The sequence below is a fragment of the Pseudomonas sp. Irchel s3b5 genome (genome assembly GCF_900187435.1).
Taxonomy (GTDB): domain Bacteria; phylum Pseudomonadota; class Gammaproteobacteria; order Pseudomonadales; family Pseudomonadaceae; genus Aquipseudomonas.
Map to the genome: position 1 here is coordinate 24,467 of NZ_FYDY01000002.1, position 25,495 is coordinate 49,961.

20 protein-coding genes are annotated in these 25,495 nt (G+C 60.5%); 12 read left to right on the forward strand and 8 right to left on the reverse strand.

Features of this window, described 5'->3' with window-relative positions:
* Nucleotides 1-4 precede the first annotated feature (4 nt).
* Nucleotides 5-1,090 carry an ABC transporter substrate-binding protein gene (locus tag CKW15_RS02255; RefSeq protein ID WP_095151476.1) on the reverse strand — a complete coding sequence of 362 codons (1,086 nt, stop codon included), beginning with the start codon at nucleotides 1,088-1,090 and terminating at the stop codon, nucleotides 5-7.
* Between the two features lie 524 nt (nucleotides 1,091-1,614).
* Between CKW15_RS02255 and CKW15_RS02260 the strand changes: the two genes are divergently transcribed.
* Together CKW15_RS02260 and CKW15_RS02265 are read left to right on the forward strand one after the other, a co-directional pair.
* The gene (locus CKW15_RS02260; RefSeq protein ID WP_095058556.1) at nucleotides 1,615-3,273 is read left to right on the forward strand and encodes a nitrite/sulfite reductase; all 1,659 of its coding nucleotides are present in this window, start codon (nucleotides 1,615-1,617) and stop codon (nucleotides 3,271-3,273) included.
* Nucleotides 3,257-3,751 (forward strand): DUF934 domain-containing protein, encoded by a 495-nt coding sequence (locus CKW15_RS02265; protein ID WP_053160900.1) that lies wholly within the window; start codon nucleotides 3,257-3,259, stop codon nucleotides 3,749-3,751. The genes CKW15_RS02260 and CKW15_RS02265 overlap by 17 nt, the downstream gene beginning before the upstream one ends.
* An 82-nt stretch (nucleotides 3,752-3,833) precedes the next feature.
* Here CKW15_RS02265 and sohB read toward each other — a convergent pair whose 3' ends face one another.
* Entirely contained in the window at nucleotides 3,834-4,856 is a 1,023-nt protein-coding gene (gene sohB / locus CKW15_RS02270) for a protease SohB (protein ID WP_095058555.1), read from the reverse strand.
* 199 nt (nucleotides 4,857-5,055) lie between these two features.
* Between sohB and CKW15_RS02275 the strand changes: the two genes are divergently transcribed.
* The 5 genes from CKW15_RS02275 (at nucleotide 5,056) to CKW15_RS02295 (ending at nucleotide 9,469) form a co-directional block, all read left to right on the forward strand.
* Complete coding sequence (locus CKW15_RS02275) at nucleotides 5,056-5,766, forward strand: histidine phosphatase family protein (RefSeq protein ID WP_095151477.1); 711 nt, start codon at nucleotides 5,056-5,058, stop codon at nucleotides 5,764-5,766.
* A 64-nt stretch (nucleotides 5,767-5,830) separates the two neighbouring features.
* Complete coding sequence (locus CKW15_RS02280; protein ID WP_008015934.1) at nucleotides 5,831-6,145, forward strand: SCP2 sterol-binding domain-containing protein; 315 nt, start codon at nucleotides 5,831-5,833, stop codon at nucleotides 6,143-6,145.
* A 140-nt stretch (nucleotides 6,146-6,285) separates the two neighbouring features.
* Nucleotides 6,286-7,149: a LysR family transcriptional regulator gene (locus CKW15_RS02285; RefSeq protein ID WP_095151478.1), complete on the forward strand. Its 864-nt coding sequence runs from the start codon at nucleotides 6,286-6,288 to the stop codon at nucleotides 7,147-7,149.
* Nucleotides 7,150-7,256: 107 nt separating this feature from the next.
* Nucleotides 7,257-8,399 carry an SRPBCC family protein gene (locus tag CKW15_RS02290; RefSeq protein ID WP_095151479.1) on the forward strand — a complete coding sequence of 381 codons (1,143 nt, stop codon included), beginning with the start codon at nucleotides 7,257-7,259 and terminating at the stop codon, nucleotides 8,397-8,399.
* Nucleotides 8,396-9,469 carry an SMP-30/gluconolactonase/LRE family protein gene (locus CKW15_RS02295; protein WP_367316919.1) on the forward strand — a complete coding sequence of 358 codons (1,074 nt, stop codon included), beginning with the start codon at nucleotides 8,396-8,398 and terminating at the stop codon, nucleotides 9,467-9,469. Before CKW15_RS02290 ends, CKW15_RS02295 begins: the two co-directional genes overlap by 4 nt.
* A 162-nt stretch (nucleotides 9,470-9,631) precedes the next feature.
* Here the strand turns inward: CKW15_RS02295 and CKW15_RS02300 are convergent, their stop codons facing one another.
* Nucleotides 9,632-9,865 carry a DUF465 domain-containing protein gene (locus CKW15_RS02300; protein ID WP_095058552.1) on the reverse strand — a complete coding sequence of 78 codons (234 nt, stop codon included), beginning with the start codon at nucleotides 9,863-9,865 and terminating at the stop codon, nucleotides 9,632-9,634.
* A 217-nt stretch (nucleotides 9,866-10,082) separates the two neighbouring features.
* Between CKW15_RS02300 and CKW15_RS02305 the strand changes: the two genes are divergently transcribed.
* The gene (locus CKW15_RS02305) at nucleotides 10,083-10,604 is read left to right on the forward strand and encodes a DUF4142 domain-containing protein (RefSeq protein ID WP_095151480.1); all 522 of its coding nucleotides are present in this window, start codon (nucleotides 10,083-10,085) and stop codon (nucleotides 10,602-10,604) included.
* Nucleotides 10,605-10,686: 82 nt separating this feature from the next.
* Here the strand turns inward: CKW15_RS02305 and CKW15_RS02310 are convergent, their stop codons facing one another.
* The 5 genes from CKW15_RS02310 to lexA all read right to left on the reverse strand — a co-directional run bounded on the left by CKW15_RS02310 (nucleotide 10,687) and on the right by lexA (nucleotide 18,648).
* The gene (locus CKW15_RS02310; RefSeq protein ID WP_095151481.1) at nucleotides 10,687-12,798 is read right to left on the reverse strand and encodes a PAS domain-containing sensor histidine kinase; all 2,112 of its coding nucleotides are present in this window, start codon (nucleotides 12,796-12,798) and stop codon (nucleotides 10,687-10,689) included.
* Between the two features lie 118 nt (nucleotides 12,799-12,916).
* On the reverse strand, nucleotides 12,917-16,015 hold the full coding sequence (locus CKW15_RS02315; protein WP_218239562.1) for an error-prone DNA polymerase: 3,099 nt from the start codon (nucleotides 16,013-16,015) through the stop codon (nucleotides 12,917-12,919).
* On the reverse strand, nucleotides 15,991-17,406 hold the full coding sequence (locus CKW15_RS02320; protein WP_095151483.1) for a DNA polymerase Y family protein: 1,416 nt from the start codon (nucleotides 17,404-17,406) through the stop codon (nucleotides 15,991-15,993). Before CKW15_RS02320 ends, CKW15_RS02315 begins: the two co-directional genes overlap by 25 nt.
* 7 nt (nucleotides 17,407-17,413) lie before the next feature.
* Entirely contained in the window at nucleotides 17,414-18,031 is a 618-nt protein-coding gene (gene imuA, locus CKW15_RS02325) for a translesion DNA synthesis-associated protein ImuA (RefSeq protein ID WP_095058547.1), read from the reverse strand.
* The gene (gene lexA / locus CKW15_RS02330) at nucleotides 18,031-18,648 is read right to left on the reverse strand and encodes a transcriptional repressor LexA (RefSeq protein ID WP_095058546.1); all 618 of its coding nucleotides are present in this window, start codon (nucleotides 18,646-18,648) and stop codon (nucleotides 18,031-18,033) included. Before lexA ends, imuA begins: the two co-directional genes overlap by 1 nt.
* 144 nt (nucleotides 18,649-18,792) lie before the next feature.
* Here lexA and CKW15_RS02335 point away from each other — a divergent pair, with 144 nt between their 5' ends.
* From CKW15_RS02335 to CKW15_RS02350, 4 genes are all read left to right on the forward strand, one after another.
* The gene (locus CKW15_RS02335) at nucleotides 18,793-20,742 is read left to right on the forward strand and encodes a DNA topoisomerase III (RefSeq protein ID WP_095151650.1); all 1,950 of its coding nucleotides are present in this window, start codon (nucleotides 18,793-18,795) and stop codon (nucleotides 20,740-20,742) included.
* A gap of 315 nt (nucleotides 20,743-21,057) precedes the next feature.
* Complete coding sequence (locus tag CKW15_RS02340; RefSeq protein WP_095058545.1) at nucleotides 21,058-22,794, forward strand: type I secretion system permease/ATPase; 1,737 nt, start codon at nucleotides 21,058-21,060, stop codon at nucleotides 22,792-22,794.
* A gap of 6 nt (nucleotides 22,795-22,800) precedes the next feature.
* Nucleotides 22,801-24,141 carry an HlyD family type I secretion periplasmic adaptor subunit gene (locus tag CKW15_RS02345; protein ID WP_095058544.1) on the forward strand — a complete coding sequence of 447 codons (1,341 nt, stop codon included), beginning with the start codon at nucleotides 22,801-22,803 and terminating at the stop codon, nucleotides 24,139-24,141.
* Between the two features lies 1 nt (nucleotide 24,142).
* Nucleotides 24,143-25,471 carry a TolC family outer membrane protein gene (locus tag CKW15_RS02350; RefSeq protein ID WP_095151484.1) on the forward strand — a complete coding sequence of 443 codons (1,329 nt, stop codon included), beginning with the start codon at nucleotides 24,143-24,145 and terminating at the stop codon, nucleotides 25,469-25,471.
* The last annotated feature ends 24 nt before the right edge of the window (nucleotides 25,472-25,495 follow it).

Below are 25,495 nucleotides of genomic sequence, written 5' to 3' on the forward strand. Positions count from 1 at the left end.
CGGCTCAGTGCATCAAGGTCTGCAGGGTGAAGGGGTAGCGCCAGGACGTCGGCCGCCCTTTGGCCGACAGTTTGTGAAAGTCCACGCCAAAATCCTGCGTAACGCTCATCGCCAGCAATCGCTTGGCTTGCTTGCGATCAATCACTTGTAGCAACGGAATCTGCCGATCCCGACCACCGTACTGGCTGATGTCCACGCCTTCGTCATAGTCGTGCAACTGCACCAACGCCCAGCCACCGAGGCTGAAATGCCCACCCAGCAACACGCTCAGGCGATTGTCCAACAGCGCCTGCAATGCGGCCGGTGAGTTATTGAAGGCGCCGAACAGTGCACCGTTACCGGGAACGCCCCCGGTTTCGACATAGGCCTGCATGACGCCAAATGCCATCTCGTCATTGGCCGCCCAAACGAGTGAAGTGTGGGGATAGCGTTTGAACAACAGCCTGGCCTGCTCATAGGCGCGTTGACGCGTCCAGCCGCCGTACACCAACTGCCGGAGCCGGACTTGCGGATGCTCGGCCAGCGCCCGGCGCATGCCCTTTTCTCGCCGTTGTGCGGACGGGGTGATCTTCAAGCCGGAAAAGGCCAGCAGCTCGATTGTCTGTCCAGGGGGCACCGGAGGATGTTGGCGGATCAGCTCCTTGAGCATCAGATAGCCGCCCTCCTCGTCATTGGGCACCAGGCTTCCCACCCAATCAGGGTATTTGTCCGGTTGCGCACTGAGCAGGTTCACCTGATCTGCTGACAGGGCGTTGTTGACCAGAAACAGCTTTACACCGCTGCCTTGCGCCAGACGCAGGACTTCGGGCGCCACAGATTGCTCGTTGACGAACACCAGGTAGTCGGGACGGTTGTGTCCCTGGAGCGCTTCACGGGCCTGCTTGATGATGTTTTCAGGAACGCGGTCGGCATACTGGATGCGCAAATCCATCCCAAGGTCTTTGGCCGCGGCTTGCATGAACTGCGAATAACTGACCCAGAACGCTTCTTGAGTGGTTCCCGGATTCAGGAACAACACCGACGCCGCTTGCGCGCAAGGTCCCCCGATCAGACCCAACGCCAGCAATACGCCCCTCAGAACCTTCAACATGTGTCGACGCAACCCCCGGAAATTCGCCGCGCATTATAGCCAGCGAATCTCCGGTACAACGCCGCCTTTTCCGGTTTTTGTCTGACAACCGTCAGAACAAGGCCCGGATTGGGTCGCCTACTGGTGACTGACCCAGAAAACCGCCGTCCCCACGACCAGAATGATCAAAAACAAAATCGCCCAGGCATCGACCGAGCTATCGCTTTTCTGTGCTTTGGTTGGGTTGCTCATTGCATCGCCTCTTGTCGGTTTTATCGGTGATTGCATAAAGACTCGATCACAGTAAAGACGACGATTGCCCGCGCCACAAACAGGGTCTTTGCAACAACGATTCTCATTAGGCGATTTGGTTCTTTACATATGCTCAAACATCACTTTTACGCATAACTGCAAACTGGTATCTTGCCCCGGCTCCGTAGGGAGTGCGCGGCCGTGCGCGCAGAATTGCAGAGGTTTTATCGGACTCCGGCAAGCACAAAAACGCAGCTGTATCCGAGCGACCCAAGCCTGAGAACAGGACTTATATGTACGTATACGACGATTACGATCAGCGGATCATCGAGGACCGCGTCAAGCAGTTCCGTGATCAGACCCGACGCTATCTGGCAGGGGAGCTGAGCGAAGAAGAGTTCCGCCCGCTGCGCCTGCAAAATGGCCTCTATATCCAGCGTTTCGCCCCGATGTTGCGGGTCGCCGTGCCTTATGGCCAACTGACTTCGCGCCAGATGCGAATGATGGCCAGGATCGCCCGCGACTACGACAAGGGCTACGCCCACATCAGTACCCGGCAGAACGTGCAGTTCAACTGGCCTGCCGTGGAAGACATTCCGGACATTCTCGCTGAACTGGCGACCGTGCAGATGCACGCGATCCAGACCAGCGGCAACTGCCTGCGCAACGTCACCACCGACCAGTTCGCCGGTGTCGCCGCCGACGAGCTGATCGATCCGCGCCCATGGTGCGAGATCGTCCGCCAGTGGACCACGTTCCACCCGGAATTCGCTTACCTGCCGCGCAAGTTCAAGATCGCCGTCAACGGGTCGACCTCCGACCGTGCCGCCATTGAAGTCCACGACATCGGCCTTGAGCCGGTGCACAACGCCGCTGGCGAACTGGGCTTCCGTGTGCTGGTCGGCGGTGGCCTGGGCCGTACACCGGTGGTGGGCGCGTTCATCAATGAGTTCCTGCCGTGGCAAGACCTGTTGAGCTACCTCGACGCCATCCTGCGGGTCTACAACCGCTATGGCCGTCGTGACAACAAGTACAAGGCGCGGATCAAGATCCTGGTGAAAGCGCTGACGCCTGAAGTCTTCGCGCAAAAAGTCGACGCGGAAATGGAGCACCTTCGCGGTGGCCAGACCACATTGACCGAAGCCGAAGTGCAGCGTGTCGCCAAACACTTCGTCGACCCGGACTACAAGGCGTTGGACAACCAGTCCGCCGCCCTGGCCGAGCTCGACCAACAGCACCCGGGCTTCGCCCGCTGGCGCGTGCGCAACACCCTGGCCCACAAGAAGCCGGGCTATGTCGCCGTGACCCTGTCCCTGAAGCCGACCGGCGTTGCACCGGGCGACATCACCGACAAACAGCTCGACGCCGTGGCCGATCTGGCCGACCGTTACAGCTATGGTCAGCTGCGCACGTCCCACGAGCAGAACATCATTCTGGCCGACGTCGAGCAGGACAAGCTGTTCACCCTGTGGGGCGAGTTGCGCGAGCAAGGTTTCGCCACGCCGAACATCGGCCTGCTGACCGACATCATCTGCTGCCCGGGCGGCGACTTCTGCTCCCTGGCGAACGCCAAGTCGATCCCGATCGCCGAATCGATCCAGCGTCGTTTCGATGACCTGGATTACCTGTTCGACATCGGTGAGCTGGACCTGAACATCTCCGGTTGCATGAACGCCTGTGGTCACCACCACGTCGGCCACATCGGCATCCTCGGGGTGGACAAGAAAGGCGAAGAGTTCTACCAGGTGTCCCTCGGCGGCAGCGCCAGCCGTGACGCCAGCCTGGGCAAGATCCTCGGCCCGTCCTTTGCCCAGGAAGCCATGCCTGACGTGATCGAAAAACTCATCGACGTGTACATCGAACAACGTACCGAAGACGAGCGTTTCATCGACACCTACCAGCGTATTGGCATCGACCTCTTCAAGGAACGCGTCTATGCAGCGAATCATTAAGAACAACGAAGTCGTCGACGAAACCTGGCACTTGCTGCCGAAGGACTTCAACATCGACGAGATCACCAACTGCGACGACTACATTGTCCCGTTGCAGCTGTGGCGCGAACACAGCCGCATGCTCCTGGCCCGCGACGGCGGCTTGGGCATCTGGCTGGATGCCGATGAAGAAGCCGAGGAAATCAGTGAAGACGTGGCGCAGTTCCAGGTCATCGCCCTGAACTTCCCGGCCTTCACCGACGGCCGCAACTACTCCAACGCCCGCCTGCTGCGCGACCGTTACGGTTTCAAAGGCGAATTGCGGGCGATTGGTGATGTACTGCGCGATCAGCTGTTCTACCTGCATCGCTGCGGTTTCGATGCCTTTGCAATTCGCCCGGATAAAGACCCGTACGAAGCCCTCGAAGGTTTGAAGGACTTCTCGGTGACTTATCAGGCTGCTACCGACGAACCGCTGCCGCTGTTCCGTCGCCGCTAAGCAAAAGCGCATAAAAAAGCCCTGAATCGGACATCCGCTTCAGGGCTTTTTTGTATCCGGCAAAACGGCTACGGCACGCGACTTACCAGAAGCGTTGCTGGGTCAACCGGCTCCACCAGCTCAGCAACACACGATCGACCGAACCGCTGGCAGCCATGCCGATACGCTCCGGCAGGCTTTTGCGTTCGGCGTAGTGCAAGTGGTAAAGCTCGGATTGTTTGGCGCGCTCGGCCAGGTACTCGTCGCTGGTCTTGAGTTCATCCACCAGCTGCTTGTCGAGTGCCGCGACACCGAGCCAGATTTCACCCGTGGCGACATCGTCGATGGCCAGTTGCGGGCGATAGCGGGACACGAAGTTCTTGAACAACTGATGGGTGATGTCCAGGTCTTCCTGGAACTTCTCCCGCCCCTTCTCGGTGTTTTCGCCAAACACCGTCAGGGTACGTTTGTATTCGCCGGCCGTGAGGACTTCGAAATCGATGTCGTGCTTTTTCAGCAGGCGATTGACGTTAGGCAACTGCGCCACCACGCCGATCGAACCAAGGATCGCGAACGGTGCGCTGATAATCTTCTGCCCGATGCACGCCATCATGTAGCCGCCGCTCGCGGCGACTTTATCGATGCACACGGTCAGCGGCACGCCGGCGTCACGGATGCGCGCCAGTTGCGAGGACGCCAGGCCGTAGCTGTGAACCATCCCGCCGCCACTTTCCAGGCGCAAGACCACTTCGTCCTTGGGCGTGGCGAGGGTCAGCAGTGCGGTGATCTCATGGCGCAGGCTTTCGGTGGCCGAGGCCTTGATGTCGCCATTGAAATCCAGCACGAACACCCGTGGTTTGACCTCGGGTTGTTTCTTCTGTTTTTTGTCGGTTTTAGCCTGGGTCTTGCGCAACGCCTTGAGTTGATCCTTGTCGAGCAAGGTTTGCTCAAGGCGTTCACGCAGCCCTTTGTAGAAATCATTGAGCTTGCTGACCTGCAACTGACCGGCCGTTTTACGTCGCCCCTTGCTGCGCAGGGCCGCAAAACTGGCGAGGACCACCAGAATGGCGATCACCAGGGTCACGGTTTTGGCCAGGAAAATGCCGTACTCGGTGAAAAACTCCACAGGGACTCCTTAAACGATGCGCAACTCGAACGCGCGGGATGCCTCCAGCATACCCATGCACCAGCCTGTCGACCAGCCGTGAAACCTCTGGCAACAGGCCTGTAACGGGCATTTCAAACAAGCGTATGTTTTTTCATTGACAGCTCACCGTCATCCTCATAACCTCGCCAAACCTTCAACGTACCGGGACGACGCGGACGTGGGCAGTATCTATTTGATTCGACATGGCCAGGCCTCCTTTGGTGCAGACGACTACGACGTTCTGTCATCGACCGGTATTCGCCAGGCAGAAATCCTCGGCCAGCACCTGGCGGAACTCGGGATCAGCTTCGATCGCTGCCTCGCGGGCGATTTGCGCCGCCAGCAGCACACGGCCAACAGCGCGCTGGAACAATTCGCTGCCGTGGGCCTGCCGGTGCCGATCCTGGAGACGGATGCGGCGTTCAACGAATTCGATGCTGACGCGGTGATCCGCGCCCTGTTGCCGGCGATGCTGCCGGACGAGCCCGAAGCCCTGAACATCCTGCGCAATGCGCCGCAGAATCGCGGTGAGTTCCAGCGCATTTTTGCCCTGATCATTGAGCGCTGGTTGACCGGCAACTACGACACCCCTGGGCTGGAAAGCTGGCTGGGCTTTGTCGAGCGGGTTCAGGGCGGTCTTGACCGAATTCTCGAGCTAGCCGACAACACCCAGAAAATCGCCGTGTTCACGTCCGGCGGCACCATCACTGCCCTGCTCCACCTCATTACGCAAATGCCTGCAAAACAGGCCTTTGAATTGAACTGGCAAATCGTCAACACCTCGCTCAACCACCTGAAGTTCCGTGGTCGCGAAGTGTCGCTGGCTTCCTTCAACAATCATGCACACCTGCAGCTGTTGAAGACCCCGGAACTCATCACGTTTCGCTGAGTCCGGACTACTGTGACCCTGGCTGTATTCACCCAGCTCTTATTACCCAAGAAAGGATCGAACCATGACCTCCGTAGCTGATGCCGTACAAGCAATGAAAGCCAAGTTCAACCCAGCCGCTGCTGCCGGTCTGGACCTGGTCTTCGGTTTCCGCATCGACGACACCAAGAACTTCTCGCTGATCGTCAAGGACAGCACCTGCGAACTGCAGGAAGGCGAAAACCCGGACGCCCAGGTGACCCTGGTGATGGACGGCGAAACCCTGGAAGGCATCGTCGACGGCTCGACCGACGGCATGCAAGCGTTCATGGGCGGCAAGCTGCGCGCTGAAGGCGACATGATGCTGGCCATGAAACTGTCCGAGCTGTTCCCAAGCTAAGTACGCCGCTCCCGACTGTCGGGAGCGCGTCTGGCTTCAAGCGAATCCCGCCCCTCGTGGCGGGATTCGTCGTTTTTACCTGCTCGCCACAGGTTCGGTGGTGCTCTTACAATGTCCGCTCTTTCAACACCGGCCAGCCCATGGACATCGACCTCGCCCGCACCTTTCTGGAAATCGTCCGCCACGGCAGCCTGGCGGCGGCAGCAGAAAAACTGCATGTCACTCAGACCGCAATCACCGCCCGCGTGCAAAAGCTTGAAGGCCATCTGGGCAGTACCCTGTTCGTGCGCAATCGCGCCGGCGCACGCTTGACGCCGAACGGTGAAGCCTTCGTGGTCTACGCCAACCAACTGGTGGAAACCTGGGAAGCCGCGCGACGGGACTTGCCGCTGCCCGAGGGTTATCACGATGTGCTGCACATCGGCGGCGAAGTCAGTTTGTGCAATCCGCTGATGCTCGGTTGGGCCCGCGAAATTCGAGAAAAAATCCCCAGTCATGCCTTGCGCATGGAAATCCGTAACGGCGAAAACCTGCTGCACCAACTGGAACTGGGGGTGCTGGATGCCGCGCTGGTGTATCAACCCGAATACTGGCCGCGCCTGCAGGTCGAGCAGGTTCTCGAAGAAAAACTCATTCTAGTGCGCTTGGCCGATCGGCCCGATCCCTATGTGTATATCGACTGGGGCCCGGACTTCCGGCGCCAGCACGACGCCGCCCTGCCGGAAAAAGCCAAGGCTGCATTGAGCTTTAACCTGGGGCCACTGGGCCTGCAGTACCTGCTTGAAAACGGCGGCAGCGGCTACTTCCGAACCCGCGTCGTACAGAGCTATCTGGAAAGCGGAGTCATGGAGCGGGTGCCCAAGGCCCCGGAATTCAATTACCCGACCTACCTGGTTTACTCCCGCGACCGCGACTCGCCGACCCTGCAACGGGCTTTCGATCTGTTACGCGAAGTCATCGACTCCCACGAAGACTGGTCACAACGCTGGGATCCACTGACCTGACTGCGTTTCTCACCGGATCATGGCGGTTGTGTCCTCAAGGTTCGACCTGTCAAAACGCCGGAATCGGCTAATCTGCTGGAGATGACAAAAAACGACAGGTGATTGCAGTGAGGCAGACCACCGAAGCATTCCGCAGCCGTTACCGCGCCGCCGTTCATCCGCTCTATAACCCTTGGCTGCACGGCGCGTTTGTCCTGCTGTTCGGAACGGTGGCCATCAGCGCTTTCTGGAGCAATGTGCATGAGGTTCGGCCCACAGAGTGGTTAGCGGTGCCCGTGGCACTGCTGGTGTTCAATCTCGGCGTCTACCTGGCCCATCGTCACCTTGGGCATCATAAAAAAAGCTTCGCCCGAATGTTTTATGCCCGGCATGCCGGTGACCATCACAGCTTTTTCGCGCCTGGCCACATGACCTACGACGACGTTCGCGACTGGCGGGTGATTCTGTTCCCGGCGTGGCTGATCGTGCTGCACACCCTTTTCATTACCCTGCCGCTGTGGTGGCTGCTCAAGCAATGGAATGACAACGTCGCCGGAATCGTCGGCGGCTGCCTGGTCCTCGGTTACCTGGCCTATGAGGTGTTTCATGCCTGCGAGCACCTGCCGCCGCACAATCCGATCACCCGGCTGCCGTGGATTCGCCAGATGCGTCGCCTGCATGAACTGCATCACCGCCGTGAAATGATGCAGGAACGCAATTTCAACATCGTTTTTCCGCTGATGGACTACCTGTTCGGCACCCTCTACTGGGAGCCGGAACCTGACCCGCTCAACCCGACGAGAACGCCCATGACCCGCATGCAGCACCAGACCGTCATTGCCGGACGTCCCATCGAAGTACTTGCCTATGCCAGCACCGTGTCCCTGTGGCCGCAATGGCATCCGTCGTCGCTGCGGATCGACGGCCCAAAAGGCCCCTTGCATGCCGGTGCGCGTTTTGAGGAAGACATTCGTGCCGGTGGACGCGATGGCCACTTGAACTGGGAGGTGCAGGAGTATTTGCCCGGACGGCGTTGGAGTGCGCGGGCTCGCGGGGACAATGGCTTATCGTTGGTGGTGACTTACGAATGCGGAGCCGAAGGTGACGGCACACGGTTTACCCGCACACTGGAATACCAATTCAGCAGCCTGTTAATGCGGATGGCCAACCGGTTGTTGCTCAAGCGTCGAATCAATCACGAGTCGGCGGTCTCGATGCTGGCGTTGCGTGAGAAGGCTCACCAACACCTGTCGGCGGGAGTCAGCGCGTGAAGGTACGTCATGTCGTATTGCTGGTGGCTATCGCCATCGGCGCCTTCTTGCTGCTCATGCCGACCAAGGTCAAACCGGTGGCCTGGACACCGCAACCGGCGCCCTCTCTTACCGATGGCCCCTACGCCAACAATCAACGCCTCAAAGATGTGGAACGCGTAGGCGCAACAGACATCGATGGGCCGGAAGCCCTGCTGCTGGAGAACGACACGCTGATTACCGGACTGCATGATGGCCGTCTGATCCGCACGAGCCTGGATGGCAAGACCACTAAAGTCCTGGCCGACACCGGTGGTCGGCCATTGGGACTGGCTCGCCACCCCAATGGTTTGCTGGTGATCGCCGATGCGGTCAAAGGTCTGTTATCGCTGGATGCCCAGGGTCGGCTGGTCGCGCTGACCACCGAGGCTGGTGGCGTGCCGTTTGGTTTTACCGACGACGTGACCATCGACAAACCCGGTCATTACGCCTATTTCAGCGACGCTTCCAGCCGCTTCGGGTACGGCAACCATGGTGAGGCGGTGCTTGAACATGGCGGTGACGGTCGTTTGCTGCGTTATGACTTCCAGACGGGCAAGACAACGGTGTTGCTCGACAAGCTGGAATTCGCCAATGGCGTCGCCATGGGACCGGACGATGCGTTTGTGCTGGTCAATGAAACCGGCGCCTACCGGATCAGCCGCTACTGGCTCAGCGGGCCGAAAGCAGGCACTCACGACCTGTTCATCGACAACTTGCCCGGTTTGCCGGACAACCTGTCGTTCAACGGTCACGACCGTTTCTGGGTAGCGCTGTATGAACCGCGCAATGCGGTACTTGACTCCACCGCGCCCTATCCATTCGTGCGCCAGATGCTCGCTCGGGCCCTGACCGTCCTGCCCAAACCGCTAGCGAAACATGGATTCGCCCTGGGCCTGGACGTTGAGGGCAACGTCATCGCCAATCTGCAGGATAGCGGCGCAGACAACTATTCACCGATCACCACCGTGCGCGAGTATGGGGACTGGTTGTATTTCGGCTCGCTGAAGTCGCGGAACATGGTGCGGTTGCCGTTGAGCAAGGCGTTCTGACAGTAAGTGTCGGAGCGAGCTTGCTCGCGATGAGGGCCTGTCAGTCAACATCGATGTTGAACAGGCTGGAGTCATCGCGAGCAATCTCGCGCCTACAAGGGCGGGTTCAATCTGGATTTTCTTCCGGCTCAGGTCACCGATTCTCGGTGACGCTTCGGTTGATCAGGATGACAACTGGAGTTGCCTGACGATCTTGTCCTTGACCTCCAAGCGCTTCGCCTTGAGCTTTGTCACCGCGTCATCGCTGGATTTGGCATCCTCTGCCTTCACCACTTCGGCATCCGCCTGGGAATACTTGTTGATTAACGAATCCAGTAACGGATCCTTGGAGCGTTTCTGCTGGATTTCTTCCTTTGAGCATTTCAGATCCTGATAAAGGTCATGGGACACCGGCATGGAACACCTCCGTTTGATGATCGGCAGTGAAACGCGATCGATTGCGTTCACCAACTATCAGAATGGCCTTGGTTGGACGGTTCTGTCGACCACCTGTCAGACCAGCGGTGCCCGTTCGTCGTCCTGTCGCAATTGCGATAAAACCTTTGCCGCTCGCCAGGCCTCCACACGTTAACGATCACCTGATCGCCCATGACAATCTGTGTGGAGAAGACCAATGGACGGATTGAACCTGCGCCACCTCGCCTTGGCTGTAGCCCTGAGCATCAGCATGGGCACCGCTTACGCTGGCACTTCCAATGATTTTGTCGACAAAGCGGCTGCCGGCAGCATCGCGGAAATCGAAACCAGCCGCCTGGCGCTGGAAAAAAGCGCCTCTGCCGACGTGAAAGCATTTGCCAACATGATGATCACCGATCATTCCAAGGCCAACGATGAGCTCGCAGCCATCGCGAAAAAGAATGACATCGAGGTGCCGGACACCACCACGCTGGTGAAACAGGCCAAGGAAAAAATTCTCGATATGCGCGATGAATCCTTCGATGAGGCCTACGCCAACAACCAGGTCAAAGCCCACGAAGACACCATCGAACTGTTCAAGAAAGAAGCCAATACCGTGACGGATGACAAGACCAAAGGCGCCACCGAGCTCAAGGGTTTTGCACAGAAAATGCTGCCGTCGCTGGAAAAACATCTGGGGATGGCCAAGAAGCTCCAGGCTGCACACCCCAGCAAATAGCTATCCCAATGGCTGGAGTGTGCTGCACCGGCGCACAACACAATCCCATGTAGGAGCGAGCTTGCTCGCGCCGGAATTTTTGTCAGCCGTTGAGGACGGTGCGCACCATTTGGGTCAGCGCTTCAGGGCCATACGGTTTACTCAGCAGATGGGTCTCGGGGCTGAGCTGGTGATTTCGCGAGATGATGTCGCGGGTATGCCCTGACGTGAACAGTATGGCTACCGGCGGAACCTGCACGCTCGCCCAAGCGGCCAGGTCCGAACTTTTGATCAGGCCGGGCATGACCACGTCGGTGAAAATCAGGTCCACCGCTGCCCCCTCCAGCAACATTTGCATGGCCACATCGGCGTTGGTGGCCGTCAGGATCTGATAACCCTCGTCACGCAGTAGCTCAACCACCGAAGCGCGCACCGCGTCATTGTCCTCGACCACCAGAATGCGTTCATGTCCGCCGCGCTGATGCACGTCAGGTTTCGGCGTTTCAGTCAGTGCCACACGTTGAGTGCGAGGGAAATACAACTGCACCTGTGTCCCCTGCCCGACTTCGCTGGTGATCTCGATATGACCGCCACTTTGCTTGACGAATCCGAACACCATGCTCAGCCCCAGCCCCGTGCCCTGCCCGTCAGCCTTGGTGGTGAAGAACGGCTCGAAGGCCTGAGCCGATACCTGCGGCGGCATGCCGATGCCGGTATCGGCCACGGACACCCGCACAAAATCACCCGCACCAATGCCCTTTCCGACGCAAAACTCGCGGTTGAGGCGGATGTTCTCGGCGCTCAGTTCGATGGTGCCTTCGCCCTGCATGGCATCCCGGGCATTGATCGCCAGATTGAGGATGGCGTTCTCCAGTTGATTGCGATCGACAAAGACATTCCAGGCATCCTCGGGTGCGCTCATGTGCACCTGGAGCGTTTCACCCAGTGCACGCTGCAACAGTTCCGCCAGACCGTCGAAGATCTGCCGCAGGGTAAAAACCGCTGGCGACAGCGGTTGACGACGAGCGAACGCAAGCAGTTGCGAGGACAGCTTTGCGCCACGTTCCACGGCGGCAATCGACGCTGCGACCCGGCGTTGCACGTTGGCATTGTCGCGCTCGTGACGCGCCAGCAAGTGCAGGTTGCCGGCGATCACTTGCAGCAGGTTGTTGAAGTCATGGGCCACGCCACCGGTGAGGCCGCCGATGGCTTCGAGTTTCTGGGACTGGCGTAACTGCTCTTCCGCCGTCATCCGTGCCTCGACCTCATCGGCCACCCGCTGCTCCAGATTGCGGGTGAACTTGAGCAAGGACTCTTCGGCGGTCTTGCGCTCGTGAATGTCGATCAATACCCCCGGAAAACGAAACGCTTCGCCCTGCTCGTTGAACTCGCAACAGCCACTGGCAAGTACCCAGAGGTAACTGCCATCGGGACGCAGGATGCGGTATTCGGCGTTGAACGGCTCCCCGGTTCCAACCGAATGCCTGACTTGTTCCTGAACCCAGTCGAAGTCATCGACATGAATGCGCGCCTCGGCGACTTCATGCGGCAGATCCCCCAGATCTTGCCCCGGCGGATAGGAAAACGTGCGGGCGAAACGCTCATCACCGGACAGCACATTGGCCTTGATGTCCCAGACGAATGAGCCCAGCAAGGCACCGGCATTCAGCGCCAGGCGTACCCGCTCGTTGTCGGCACGATAAGCGTCTTCAGCTGCCTGTCGACGGCTTTCGGAAATCACCCGTTCCGTGGTCTCCACCACCATGGCCATGACGCCGGCCGGGTGCCCGGTATCATCAGCGACCGGACTGTAATAGAGGTCCATCCAGACTTCTTCCGGGACCCCGTCACGCAGCAGTACCAATTCTTTGTTGCGGTAGGACAAGGTCCCACCCGCCAGGCAGGTATCGACCACGTGCCGGTTGAACTCGGCGACTTCCGGCCAGCCCAGCTCAACGGGCGACCCCAGCAGATAGGGATGCCGCCCTCCGGCAAACTGCGAGTAGGCATCGTTGTAGATCATGTACCCGGCCGGCCCCCAAAGCATCACCATTGGCAGGGGGGACGCGAGCATCAACTGCACCGCGCTGTTCAGGCTTCTGGGCCACGTGTCGAGTGCGCCCAGTTCGGTGCAGCTCCAGTCGAACGCACGAATGCGCCCGGCCATCTCGCCGCTCCAGCCGGAACATCCGTGGCTATCCTCTAGAAATTGCATCGGTTGGCTCAATCCAGGTCATCTACGCCCGTTTGTTTCGAGCACGTCGCACGCCATTCGTTTCATAGAGGTATAGCTGATTCTCGCGAGGCTCCTTCAGCCCACTGGGATTGCGGTGTTAGTGGAAATCGCGGCTACGCACATTGATACCCTCCAGTAGCGGGCTCAAGTCACTCAAGCGCCCGGCAATCAGGTGCCGGACTTCGCCCTCTCTCTCCCAGCGCCCATCGACCTTGAGCAACTGCGAACCGACCAGTACCTGACGTTGCCGCTCGGCCAGGTCGCGCCAGACCACCACGTTGACGTTGCCGAACTCGTCCTCCAGCGTAACGAAGGTCACACCGCTGGCGGTGCTTGGACGTTGCCTGCCTGTCACCAGGCCGGCAACGCTGACCAGTCGTCCGTGCTCGACGTCAAGCAGCTCTTTTGAGCTGCGACAGCGCCGGGCTTTCAATTCACTGCGCAACAGCGCCAGCGGATGCGGCCCGAGGGTGGTGCCCAGGCTGTTGTAATCGGCGAGCAGGTCTTCGCCGACCGTGGGTTTGGGCAGCGACACCGCACCTTCCTCCTGGCTCGGTAGCCCGGCGAACAAGCCGAGCTGCTTTTGCACGCCTGCCACTTCCCAGCGCGCCCGGTGCCGATCCCCGGCCAACCCGCGCAACGCACCGGCATCGGCCAGTTGCTCTTGGGCACGGGCATCGAGTCGCGCCCGTTCCCCGAGGTCGGCGATGTCGACAAATGCACCGTTCAGACGGGCCGTTTCAATGCGCCGGGCGTCGTCCTCACGAAAGCCCTTGATCATGCGCAAGCCCATGCGAATCGCCGGTTGCGCCCCGGTGACCGGCTCCAGGCTGCAATCCCAATCGCTGGCGCGCACGTCCACCGGACGAATCTGCAAATGATGGCGGCGCGCATCCTGCAGAATCTGGTCCGGACTGTAGAAACCCATCGGCCAACTGTTGATCAGCGCGCAGGCGAAGGCGGCCGGTTCGTGGCATTTCAACCAGCAACTGGCGTACGTCAACAAGGCGAAACTGGCAGCGTGGGACTCGGGAAAACCGTAGCTGCCAAAGCCCTTGATCTGCTCGAAAATCTGCGCGGCGAATTCGGCGGTATAGCCCTTTTTCTTCATGCCCGCAGCCAACCGCTCCTGGTGCGGCTCGAGCCCGCCGTGGCGCTTCCAGGCTGCCATGGAACGACGCAACTGATCGGCCTCGCCAGGGCTGTAGTCGGCGGCGACGATTGCGATCTGCATCACCTGTTCCTGAAACAGCGGCACACCGAGGGTGCGTTTCAACACTTCCCGCAACTCTTCGGAGGGGTAGCTTTCGAGTTCTTCCTTGTTTCGACGACGCAGGTACGGGTGCACCATGCCACCCTGAATCGGCCCCGGACGGACAATGGCGACTTCGATCACCAGGTCATAGAACTTGCGGGGCTTGAGCCTGGGCAGCATCGACATCTGTGCCCGGGATTCGATCTGGAACACGCCGATGGTGTCGGCCCGACCAATCATGTCGTAGGTTTGCGAGTCTTCAGAAGGCACGGTTGCCAGGCTCAAATCGCGGTTGCGATGACGACGCAGCAAATCGAAACAACGACGAATCGCGCTGAGCATGCCCAAGGCCAGGATATCGACTTTGAGCAGGCCGACGGTATCAAGGTCGTCCTTGTCCCACTGAATGATGGTGCGCTCGGCCATGGCCGCGTTTTCCACCGGTACGAGGTGGTCCAAAGGTTGCTCGGAAATGACGAAACCACCGGGGTGCTGGGACAGGTGTCGAGGAAAACCGATCAACTGCTGCGTCAGGCTCAACACCCGGCGCAATACCGGGCTGTCGGGGTCGAAACCGCCTTCACGCAAGCGTTCGACGGGGGGTGTTTCATCACTCCAGTGGCCACAACAATCGGCCAGGGCATTGATCTGGTCCGGTGGCAAACCCAACGCCTTGGCCACATCACGCACCGCACCGGCCGCATGGTAAGTGCTGACCACCGCAGTCAACGCTGCACGACCCCGGCCATAGCGCTTGAACACGTACTGCAGGACTTCCTCGCGGCGTTCGTGCTCGAAGTCCACATCGATATCCGGCGGCTCGTTGCGCTCCTTGGAGAGAAAACGCTCAAACAGCATGTTCATCCGGTCGGGGTCGATCTCGGTGATGCCCAAGGCGAAACACACCGCCGAGTTGGCCGCCGAACCTCGACCCTGACACAGGATTTTCTCGCGTCGGGCGAAGGCGACGATGTCCTGAACCGTCAGGAAATAGCTTTCATAACCCAGCTCGGCGATCAGCCCGAGTTCCTTGTCGATCAGCCCGCGCACCTTGTCGCTGGCGCCTTGCGGCCATCGCTCGCGGATACCGCGCTCGGTCAACTCGCTCAGCCAGGACGTGGCGCTATGCCCTTCAGGCACCAGTTCTCGGGGATATTGATAACGCAACTGACCGAGGTCGAAGGTGCAGCGCCGGGCGATAACCAGCGTTTGTTCCAGCAAGGCTGGCGGGTAAAACGCCTGCAGGACATCGAGACCGCGCAGGTGCCGCTCGCCGTTGGGGTGCAGCCGCAACCCGGCATCGGCCACGGGCAGATGATGACGGATCGCGGTCATGGTGTCCTGCAAGGCCCGCCGGCCGCGCGCGTGCATGTGTACATCGCCGCTGGCCACCGCTGGAATTCCCAACTCCCTGGCCAGGGCTGACAGTTCGCTCAGGCGTCGTGCATCGTCCTGGCCACGATGCAATTGCACCGCCAGCCACAGGCGTTCGGTGAAGACCTGTTTCAGCCAGTGCCCTTGCTCAAAAGCGTCGACCGCGTCCGGTACCCACAACACCAATAGCCCCGGCAACGGTTCGCTGAAATCTTCGCGCAGTACTTGATACTGGCCTTTCTGCGTACGACGCCGAGCGCGGGTGATCAATCGGCACAACGCCTGATAACCCTCCAGATTCTCCACCAGCAGCACCAATTTCGGGCCGTTTTCGATGCGCACTTCACTGCCGATGATCAGCGGCAGCTCCACGGATTTCGCTGCCTGCCAGGCGCGAACGATGCCCGACAAGGTGCACTCATCAGTGATCGCCAGCGCCTGGTAGCCCTGTTTTTTTGCTCGCTGAAACAGTTCGAGGGCACTGGACGCGCCGCGCTGGAAGCTGAAATTCGACAGGCAGTGCAGCTCGGCATATTCGACATTCATGCGAACCAGCCCTGCAACCACAACGGGCCGTCCTCACCCACCGCCCGGTAGGCCCAGCCCTGTTGGCCGGCGCGGGTTTCGATCAGGTAATAATCCCGGCGGACATCGCCGCCGTCCCACCAACCGGACTCGATACGTTCCGGCCCCATGAGGATGCGTGCCGAGCCTTGGTGCACGGCCAACGGTTCAGTCAGCAGCCAGCCCGGTCGCTTCACGACGGCAAGCCCCGTGCAGGAGTGATGGTCGGCCTTGGCCTGCCAGGCGCACTCGGGTCGATGATCGGCCTGAAAGCGCAGGCCATGCACCGCGTCATCCCCCAGCCGTGCGCGCAAGCGTTCGCGCAGTTGCTCCCAGGGCAAGGATTGCTGCGCACGATCATCGAACAGCTCCTGATGCTGGGGTACGAACGCCGGCAGGTCTTCGGCGCGCAGACGGAAGCCGCGCACCGGCGCCTCGACCTGAACTTGCTCCAGTCGCCCCCGAGCCAGTTCAAAGAGCATTGCCGGATCGCGCTCGGCGCTGAGCAGACCGACCTTGATCAGCGTGTCCGGCAACCCCGCGTGCTCCAGGTGCAGGTCAAAACGCTGTACGCCGCTGTCGCGACCACAAAGAAACGCCGCCAGATCGCCGGTCAGCCGGCGTAATGGAAACAGCAAGGCCTGATGGGACTGCACATCGAAATTGAGCTCGATGCGCACATCGAAACGGTCCGGCGGCAGGTAGAACGCCAGTGCGAGCCGACGCAACCCCAGCAGCGCGTCCAGATGCTTGAGCACCTGAGCCTCGAAACGCCGGGCGAGGCTATGCCGGGGTAACGCCTGAACTTGACTCAAGGTGCGCAAGCCCATGCGTAACAATGCCGTGGCAACCGATGCCTCCAGCCCGATCCGGTCGATGGGCAATTGTCCCAAGTGATGCTGCAAGGCTTGATCGTCAGGCACCACAAGACCGTCATAAGCGTTGGCCAGCACCCGCGCCGCCACCGGATTGGGCGCGGCGACAATGCGATGACGAAAACCCAGTTCGCCGAGTTCGCGACGCAAGCGCGCCTCGAGTTGCGGCCAGGCACCGAACAGCCCGAGGCTGGACTCGATTTCAAACACCACGGTGCGCGGGTAATGCACGCTGACCTGGGAGCTGAAACCATAGGCCCAGGCGGCGAGAAACTGTTGCCAGTGTTCGATGTCGGCGGCGTCGTATTCGGCCGTGGCAAAACCTTTGCTCAAAGCCTGGGCGGCGCTCATGGACTGACCGGGACGCAAGCCCAACGCCCTCGCCGGGCCATTGACCGCCTGCAACACCCGACGCTGGGCCGGGCCGGTCAGCAAAACCAGAGGTTCATCAGGATCGGCACGCTGACGCAGTACCGCGTCCAGCGCCAATTGCGGGAAGAGAATGCAAACCCAGCGCATGGCAACCTCAATGCCCCACGGCGAAGGCAATCGGCGCCGAGCGGGCCAGACCGCCCCGGCACTTGAGCACCCGCAATTGCGCCGGTTGCGCATCGATGGCGATGCGCAGGGCCGCCGGTGACGGGTTGATGGCCTCACTGAGCGGACGATAGGCAAACGCCAGGGTCTGGCCGGTTTCCGCCGCCACCTGCAAGCGACGCAATGCGCGATCATCGGCCTTGTGCGGCCAGCACAGCACGGCGCCGCAACTGCCCGAGCGCAGGCATTGTTCCGCCGCCCACAGCGCATCGCGCTCGCTGGCCTGGATGATCGACAACTGGCGCAGGTCGATCCCGGCGTTCTGCCACGCCTGGGGGTACGGTACGAAGGGCGGCGCGACCAGCACGATGCGCTCCCCCGCTGCCGCCAACCGCGCCAGCGCTGGCCACACCAGTTGCAACTCGCCGACACCCTGCCCGGTCAGGAGGATTTCGGTCAGCGCCGCTTCCGGCCAGCCACCGGTGGGCAACGTCGCATCCAGCGTGGCATGCCCGGTGGGTTGCGGGCTGACGGTCGGTGGCGCAGGCCGGCCCTTCCAGACCTGGCCGCCATTGAACAGCGTATCCAACGCAACGACGGCGCCCATCAGCCTTGCCTCACCAGACCGCAGAACACCCCTTCGATGGCCAGGTCCTGATCGGCTTCGACGATGATCGGCTGGTAGGCCGGGTTACGCGGCAGCAGGCGCACAACGTCACCCACCCGCTCGAAACGCTTGATGGTGACCTCACCGTCGAGCCGCGCGACGACGATCTGGCCGTTGAGCGCCTCAGGATTGCGGTGCACGCCCACCAGATCGCCGTCGAGAATACCGTCCTCGATCATTGAATCGCCCCGGACCCGGAGCATGTAGTCCGGCACCCGCGAAAAAATCGACGGATCGAGCAACAAGCGGCTGTGCACCTCGGCATCGGCGCCGATCGGCGCGCCGGCCGCGACCCGACCGAGGACCGGGATGTCCAGCAACTCCGGGCGCGGTGGTTGCCCGAGTAAACGAATGCCCCGGGCCTGATTAGGATTGACCTCGATAAAACCGGCCTCGGTCAACGCCAGCACATGCTTGCGCGCCACGCTTCGGGAGGCAAAGCCGAACGCCTCGCTGATTTCAGCGAGGCTCGGAGATTGACCCTGTTCGGCGATGCGCTCGCGGATAAAAGTCAGGATGGCGGTACGGCGGGGAGTTAAAGTCGTCATGGAGTACATTTGTACTCTTTTGGTTTTTTCCTGGCAAGGACCTCCAGTCAGCTGCGACACAAAAAGCTGTACATGCATACAGATAAAGATTGCCCCGATGCGCGTCAGCCTCCATTCTGTGCACCTCTCGTACCTTGATCGACGATGGTGGTTATGCAGCTGTACCTCTGTGAAAAACCTTCCCAGGCCAAAGACATTGCAGCGGTACTCGGCGCCACGCGCCGGGGTGATGGCTGCTGGCTGGGAACGGGCGTCACGGTGACCTGGTGCATCGGCCACCTGCTGGAAACCGCGCCGCCGGATGCCTACGATGCGCGTTACAAGCGCTGGGTGCTGGCGGACCTGCCGATCATTCCCGAAAAATGGAAGATGACCGTCAAGCCACGCACGGCCAGCCAGTACAAGGCGGTCAAGCGCCTGCTCGGCGAAGCCTCCGAACTGATCATTGCCACCGACGCCGACCGCGAAGGCGAGATGATCGCCCGCGAACTGGTCGAGCATTGCCGTTACCGCGGACCGATCCGCCGCCTCTGGTTATCGGCACTGGACGACGCCTCGATCCGCAAGGCCCTTGCCGCGCTCAAACCGGGGGCCGACACGTTCAGCCTCTATCACTCAGCCCTGGGACGATCCCGGGCTGACTGGCTGATCGGCATGAACATGAGTCGGCTTTTCACGCTGCTCGGGCGCCAATCCGGTTATCAGGGGGTGTTGCCGGTGGGCCGGGTACAGACGCCGACCTTGCGTTTGGTGGTGGACCGCGACCGCAGCATCGCCGATTTCGTACCGGTCGCCTATTGGGCCATCGACGTGCAGCTGCTGCACAACGGCACCGCGTTTACCGCGCAATGGCGGGCGGCATCCGAGATTTGCGACGATCAGGACCGCTGCCTGAATCAGGTCCTGGCACAACAAGCGGCGGCAGCCATAGGCAGCGCCTCCACGGCCCGGGTCATCAAGCTGCGCACCGAGCGGATGCGCGAAGTGGCACCGCTGCCGTTCGACCTGGGCACGCTTCAGGAAGTCTGTTCGAAAAAACTCGGCCTCGGCGCCCAGGAAACCCTCGACATCGCTCAGGCGCTTTACGAAACCCACAAAGTCATCACCTATCCACGCAGCGATTGCGGCTTCCTGCCGCTCAGCCAGCACAGCGAGGCACCGGCGATTCTGGCAGCGCTGCGTCAGGCCGATCCGGCCCTGAACGCCTTGCACGATCACCTCGAACCGCACCGCCGCTCGCGGGCCTGGAACGATGCCAAGGTCACCGCTCACCACGGCATCATCCCCACCGCCGCGGCGAAAAATCTCGAACGTCTGACCGGCAAGCACCGTGCGGTCTATACGCTGATCCGCGCACGCTATCTCGCACAGTTCCTGCCCAATCACGAATACGACCGCACCCAGGCCGATTTCGATTGTGCTGGCGAGGCTTTGCGCGCCGTGGGAAAACAGATCATCGAACCAGGCTGGAAACGCGCCCTGCCTGAAGCACTGGCACCGGCCAAGGGTCGTGAAGCGCCAACGCCGCAAACACTACCGAACCTGGCCGAAGGCATTGATTGCGCGGTGGCTGGCGTGCAGTTCAAGGACCTCTGGACTCAGCCACCCAAGCCATTCACCGAAGGCGATCTGATCAAGGCGATGAAGAACGTCGCCAAACTGGTGGAGGATCCACTGCTCAAGCAAAAGCTCAAGGACACCACCGGCATCGGCACCGAAGCGACCCGTGCTTCGATCATCCAGGGTCTGCTCGACCGTGGTTATCTGGTGAAAAACGGCAAAGCCCTGGCCGCAACGCCCGCAGCGTTCAGCCTGATCGATGCCGTGCCGCGCGCCATTGCCGATCCGGGGACCACAGCCATCTGGGAACAGGCTCTGGACATGGTGCAAAGCGGAGAAATGAGCCTTGAGGAATTCGTCACCAAACAAGCCGCCTGGATGAGCAAGCAAGTCAGCCGCTGTGCCGGCTTGAGCCTGACCATCAGCGGCCCGGCAAGCCCCGCCGGGCGCGGGGCCACCCCGTGGAAAAAACAACGCAAGACCGCCAAACGCAAACCAGCGAGCAGCAGCAAGCGCGCGGCAAAGCCGGCCAAGCCTTCGTAGCGTTCTTTTGAACTGAAGGACAATGGCAAAAAATTGCCAAAATTACGCCACCCGTATGACAAGAACGATTATCAGTGCAATTAACTCGCTGTTTTAGAAAGATATATATGCGATGACAGAAGTGGCTATAGAGCGAAAAAATATTTCAGATTAGAACGCTGCCACCTACGCTGCGGGATAAGGGAGCAAGCAGAGGTTTTGGATGACTCGCCATAGAGCGACCCGCCTGCGTATCAAAAGCTACGCGCCGGATTAGACCGATATTTAGCCGTTGCGCCTAAAGGGCAACCGGGTTTTCGAAGAGGGAGGCCCAAAATGCATAAGCCGTCGAGCACCCGCTCCGAACTGGCTGACGCACTCTTTCGTCTGCGCCGTAGCTTTTACTCACTGGCGGGCTTCAGCGGCGTCATCAACATCATGATGTTGACGCCAGCCGTGTACATGCTTCAGGTCTATGACCGAGCCTTGGTCAGTGGAAATGTCACAACATTGACGATGCTGACCGTTCTGGTGGTGGGCCTGTTCCTGTTGATGTCCACGCTGGAAATGATCCGAACCCGCCTGCTGATCCGGGTCGGCAACTGCCTCGACATGGACCTCAACCGGCGAATCTTCACCGCTGCGTTCGAGCGAAACCTGAGCCGCGCCGGAGGCAACCCGGCCCAGGCCCTGCAAGATCTCGCGCAGGTTCGCCAGTTCCTCACCGGCAATGGCCTGTTCGCTTTCTTCGATGCGCCGTGGACGCCGATCTACCTGCTGGTCGCCTATCTGATCCACCCGATCCTCGGACTGCTCACGTTGATCGGCTCACTGATTCTGGTGGCCTTGGCTTTTCTCACCGAGAAGGCGACGCAGAAGCCCCTGGCCGAGGCCAATCAGGCCTCCCTCTCCTCCGCCCAATACGCCAACAACAACCTGCGCAATGCCGAGGTTATCGAGGCCATGGGCATGCTGCCATCCATCAGCAAGCGCTGGTACCAAAGCCATTTGCGCGTTCTGGAAATGCAGACCCTGGCCTCCGACCGTGCCGCCGTGATCAGCGGCACCGGGCGCTTCGTACGAATCACGTTGCAGTCGCTGATCCTCGGCGCCGGCGCACTGCTGGCGATCGACGGCAAGATCACGCCCGGGATGATGATTGCCTGCTCGATCCTCACCGGCCGCGCACTGAGTCCGGTGGAACAAGTCATCGCCTCGTGGAAGCAACTGATCGGCTGCCGTACGGCCTGGGCCAGGCTCAACGAAATGCTGCATGACTATCCACGCAGAGTACCGAGCATGTCGCTGCAGCGACCACTGGGCATGCTGGCGGTAGAAAATGTGTATGCCTGCGCGCCCGGGACCAACAATACGATATTGCGCGGAGTGAGCTTCAGCCTTGTCCCCGGCGAAAGCCTTGGCATTATCGGTCCATCCGCCTCCGGCAAATCCACCCTCGCCCGCCTGCTGGTTGGCGTCTGGCCGTCACAGGCTGGCAAAGTGCGCCTGGACGGTGCGGACATGTACACCTGGAACAAGAGCGAACTGGGTCCCTGGATCGGCTACCTGCCACAAGACGTGGAACTGTTCGAAGGCAGCATCGCCGACAACATTGCGCGCTTTGGCGAAGTGGACAGCGAAGCCGTCATTCGCGCAGCCAGGAGCGCTGGCGTACACGAGATGATCCTGCGTTTCCCGCAGGGTTATGACACCCGCCTGAGCACCGATGGCAGCCCGCTTTCCGGCGGCCAGAAGCAACGTATCGCCTTGGCCCGCGCGCTGTATGGCGAACCCAATCTGATCGTGCTGGATGAGCCGAACGCCAACCTCGACGACGTCGGCGAAAAAGCCTTGATCGATGCGCTGGCCGAACTCAAGAATCGCGGCGCCACCCTCATTCTGATTTCCCACCGACCCAACGTGCTCTGTGCCGTCGACAAGATGCTGATGCTGCGCGACGGCGCCGTGCAGATGCTCGGCACCCGCGACGAAGTATTCACTGCGCTGCGCAAGGCCAGTGTGATACCCACAGGCGCACCGACTCCGCTGGCCTCCGTCAAAGCACGGGAGTGACCAATCATGCAAATGAGTCAAAGCACCGAGATCATTCAAAGCGACCCCAAGAGCTTGATCGATCTGGACGTCGCTAAACCCGCGCGGTGGGGTCTGTGGCTGGTGATTGCCGGCTTCGGCGGCTTTCTTCTGTGGTCCTGGCTGGCGCCGCTGGATGCTGGCGTGGTGGCGACAGGCACGGTCAAAGTCACCAGCAATCGCAAAACCGTGCAACACCTGAGCGGCGGTACCGTGGAGGCCATTCTCGTTCGCGAAGGCGAGATGGTGAAAAAAGGTCAGGAGGTGGTTCGCCTCGACTCATTACGCGCCCTGGCAGAACAGGGTGCGGTGAGTGCCCAGTACATCGTCAGCAAGACCGTGGAAAATCGCCTGGAAGCCGAACGGGACAACCGCGACGTCGTGAGTTACGACCCCATGCTGCTCAAGCGCTTCGACGCCGACCCTCGCCTGGTGGCTGCCATGGACTTGCAACAACGCCTGCTGGACACCCGGCGCGCCGGCCTCGCTGGCGAAATCAGCATCCTGCAGGAAAACCTCGCGGCGTCGGCGGTGCAGCTCAAGGGCTTGCAGCAGGTCTATGGTGCTCGCGCCTCGCAGATCAACTTCCTCAACCAGGAATTGCAAGGCACCCGCGTGCTGGCGGCCGAAGGCTATGTGCCGCGTAACCGTTTGCTCGAGCTGGAACGCAACAATGCCGAACTCTCCGCCGGTCAGGCCGAGAACCTCAACAACATCGCTCGCGTGCGTAGCCAGACCACCGAAATCAAGCTGCGCATCCTGCAGCGCCAGCACGATTATCTGAAGGAAGTCGAATCGCAGCTGACCGACACCGCCAAGGAAAACACCACCCTGGCCGACCGCTTGCGCGCGCTGGACTATGAAGTGACCCACACGGTGATTCGCTCGCCGATCGATGGCATGGTCCAGGCCCTGAGCGTCGCCACCGTCGGCGGGATCATTCAGCCCGGTTTCAAGATCATGGAGATCGTCCCGACTAATGAACCCCTGCAGGTCGACGCAATGATTCCCGTGCAGGCCATCGACAAGATGGTCCCCGGCCTGCCCGTGGACATTACCTTCCCGGCTTTCAACCATACCAAGACACCCAATATTCCCGGCCGCGTAATGACCGTCTCAGCCGACCGCCTGGTCGACGAGGAAAGCAAACAACCGTTCTATCTGGCTCAGGTGGAAGTCACCCCTGATGGCATGAGCCTGCTTGGCACCAATCACATCCGCCCCGGCATGCCCGCCAGCGTCACCATCAAGACCGGCGAGCGCAGCATGATGAGCTATCTACTTAAACCAATGCTTGATCGCGTCAACAGCTCCTTCAAGGAACAATGAAATGGACCGTCATTGCGTGCTTTTCTGCCTGCTTGGACTGAGCCTTCCGGTCAGCGCCATGGACCTCAAACAAGCCTGGGATCTGTTGCAGTTCCAGGGCCCCATCTACCAGGCCGCCGTACATGAAAATGCAGCCGGCAAGGAGAACCGCGCCATCGGCAAGGCTGGTTTGCTACCGCAGATCAATGCCACAGCCTACGACCACAAGGTCAATGGCACACAACGCCAGAGCGGATTCGAACGAGATCTCGACTACGATTCCAAGGGCGCTAACGTGCGCCTGCGCCAGCCGCTGTTCAACAAACAGAAAATGGCCGAATACCGTCAGGGTCAGCAGCGTGCCGACTACAGCAACGCGGTATTCGATGCCAAGAGCCAGGATGCCGCGGTGCGTCTGGCCGAAAGCTATTTCGATGTGCTCCTGGCCAGCGAAACCATCACGCTGGCCAAGTCCAAGCTGACCGCCTTCGACGAGCAACTCGCCTCGGCGAAACGGCGCATGGAACTGGGGGCAGGCACTATCACCGACATCGACGAGTCAGCCGCTCGCCGGGACCTCGCCGAAGCCGAACTGATCGAGGCGCAAGACAACCTGATCAATGCACGCCGCCAGCTCGAGGAATACATCGGTGAACCCCCCGAATCGCTGACCACCTTGCGCCCGAGCTTCGAGACACCACCGCTGCTACCGAGCAACCTGCAGGACTGGTTGGTCAAAGCCCAGACCGATAGCCCGACGATCCTTGCGCGCCGGCATAGCAGCAACCTCGCCGAAGAAGAGGTGAATCGTGCCAAAGCGGGTCACTGGCCAACCCTGGATTTCATCGCCGGCTACACCGCGGGTGAGAGCCAATCACTCTCCGAGTTGAATCAACGCAACCACTACAGCTCAGTCGGACTGGAAGTCAATTTCCCGTTGTACAGCGGTGGCGGCGTCAGCGCGCTGACACGCCAGGCCAGTGCCAATAGCAGTAAAGCCCTGGATGAACTTGACGCCGCACGTCAGGAGGTCATCACGGGAACCACCCGTGAGTATCAAGGCATCCTGAGCGGCGCCAAACGCATTCGCGCTCTAGAGAAGGCCGTAGCGTCCAACGAGCGCTCACTGGCATCGTCACGCAAGGGCTTCCTGGAAGGCGGCACCAGCACCAACTCGGACGTGCTCAATGCCGAAGAACTGCTCTTCGTTGCGCGCCACGATCTGTTCGAAGCCAAGTTACGCTATCTGATGTCGCGCTTGCGCCTGGCCTCTTCGGTGGGCAGCCTGGGCGACGACGATATCAATCAGATCAACGACTACCTTGGCCCGGAGCTGTTGGTCACCAATTGACATTATCCTGTAGCGCACGCCACT

Coding starts and splice junctions, on each gene's coding strand:
- CKW15_RS02255 (WP_095151476.1), bottom strand. CDS start 1,090: ATGTTGAAGGTTCTGAGGGGCGTATTGCTGGCGTTGGGTCTGATCGGG.
- CKW15_RS02260 (WP_095058556.1), top strand. CDS start 1,615: ATGTACGTATACGACGATTACGATCAGCGGATCATCGAGGACCGCGTC.
- CKW15_RS02265 (WP_053160900.1), top strand. CDS start 3,257: ATGCAGCGAATCATTAAGAACAACGAAGTCGTCGACGAAACCTGGCAC.
- CKW15_RS02280 (WP_008015934.1), top strand. CDS start 5,831: ATGACCTCCGTAGCTGATGCCGTACAAGCAATGAAAGCCAAGTTCAAC.
- CKW15_RS02285 (WP_095151478.1), top strand. CDS start 6,286: ATGGACATCGACCTCGCCCGCACCTTTCTGGAAATCGTCCGCCACGGC.
- CKW15_RS02300 (WP_095058552.1), bottom strand. CDS start 9,865: ATGCCGGTGTCCCATGACCTTTATCAGGATCTGAAATGCTCAAAGGAA.
- CKW15_RS02305 (WP_095151480.1), top strand. CDS start 10,083: ATGGACGGATTGAACCTGCGCCACCTCGCCTTGGCTGTAGCCCTGAGC.
- CKW15_RS02310 (WP_095151481.1), bottom strand. CDS start 12,798: ATGCAATTTCTAGAGGATAGCCACGGATGTTCCGGCTGGAGCGGCGAG.
- CKW15_RS02320 (WP_095151483.1), bottom strand. CDS start 17,406: ATGCGCTGGGTTTGCATTCTCTTCCCGCAATTGGCGCTGGACGCGGTA.
- imuA (WP_095058547.1), bottom strand. CDS start 18,031: ATGGGCGCCGTCGTTGCGTTGGATACGCTGTTCAATGGCGGCCAGGTC.
- lexA (WP_095058546.1), bottom strand. CDS start 18,648: ATGTACTCCATGACGACTTTAACTCCCCGCCGTACCGCCATCCTGACT.
- CKW15_RS02335 (WP_095151650.1), top strand. CDS start 18,793: ATGCAGCTGTACCTCTGTGAAAAACCTTCCCAGGCCAAAGACATTGCA.
- CKW15_RS02340 (WP_095058545.1), top strand. CDS start 21,058: ATGCATAAGCCGTCGAGCACCCGCTCCGAACTGGCTGACGCACTCTTT.
- CKW15_RS02345 (WP_095058544.1), top strand. CDS start 22,801: ATGCAAATGAGTCAAAGCACCGAGATCATTCAAAGCGACCCCAAGAGC.
- CKW15_RS02350 (WP_095151484.1), top strand. CDS start 24,143: ATGGACCGTCATTGCGTGCTTTTCTGCCTGCTTGGACTGAGCCTTCCG.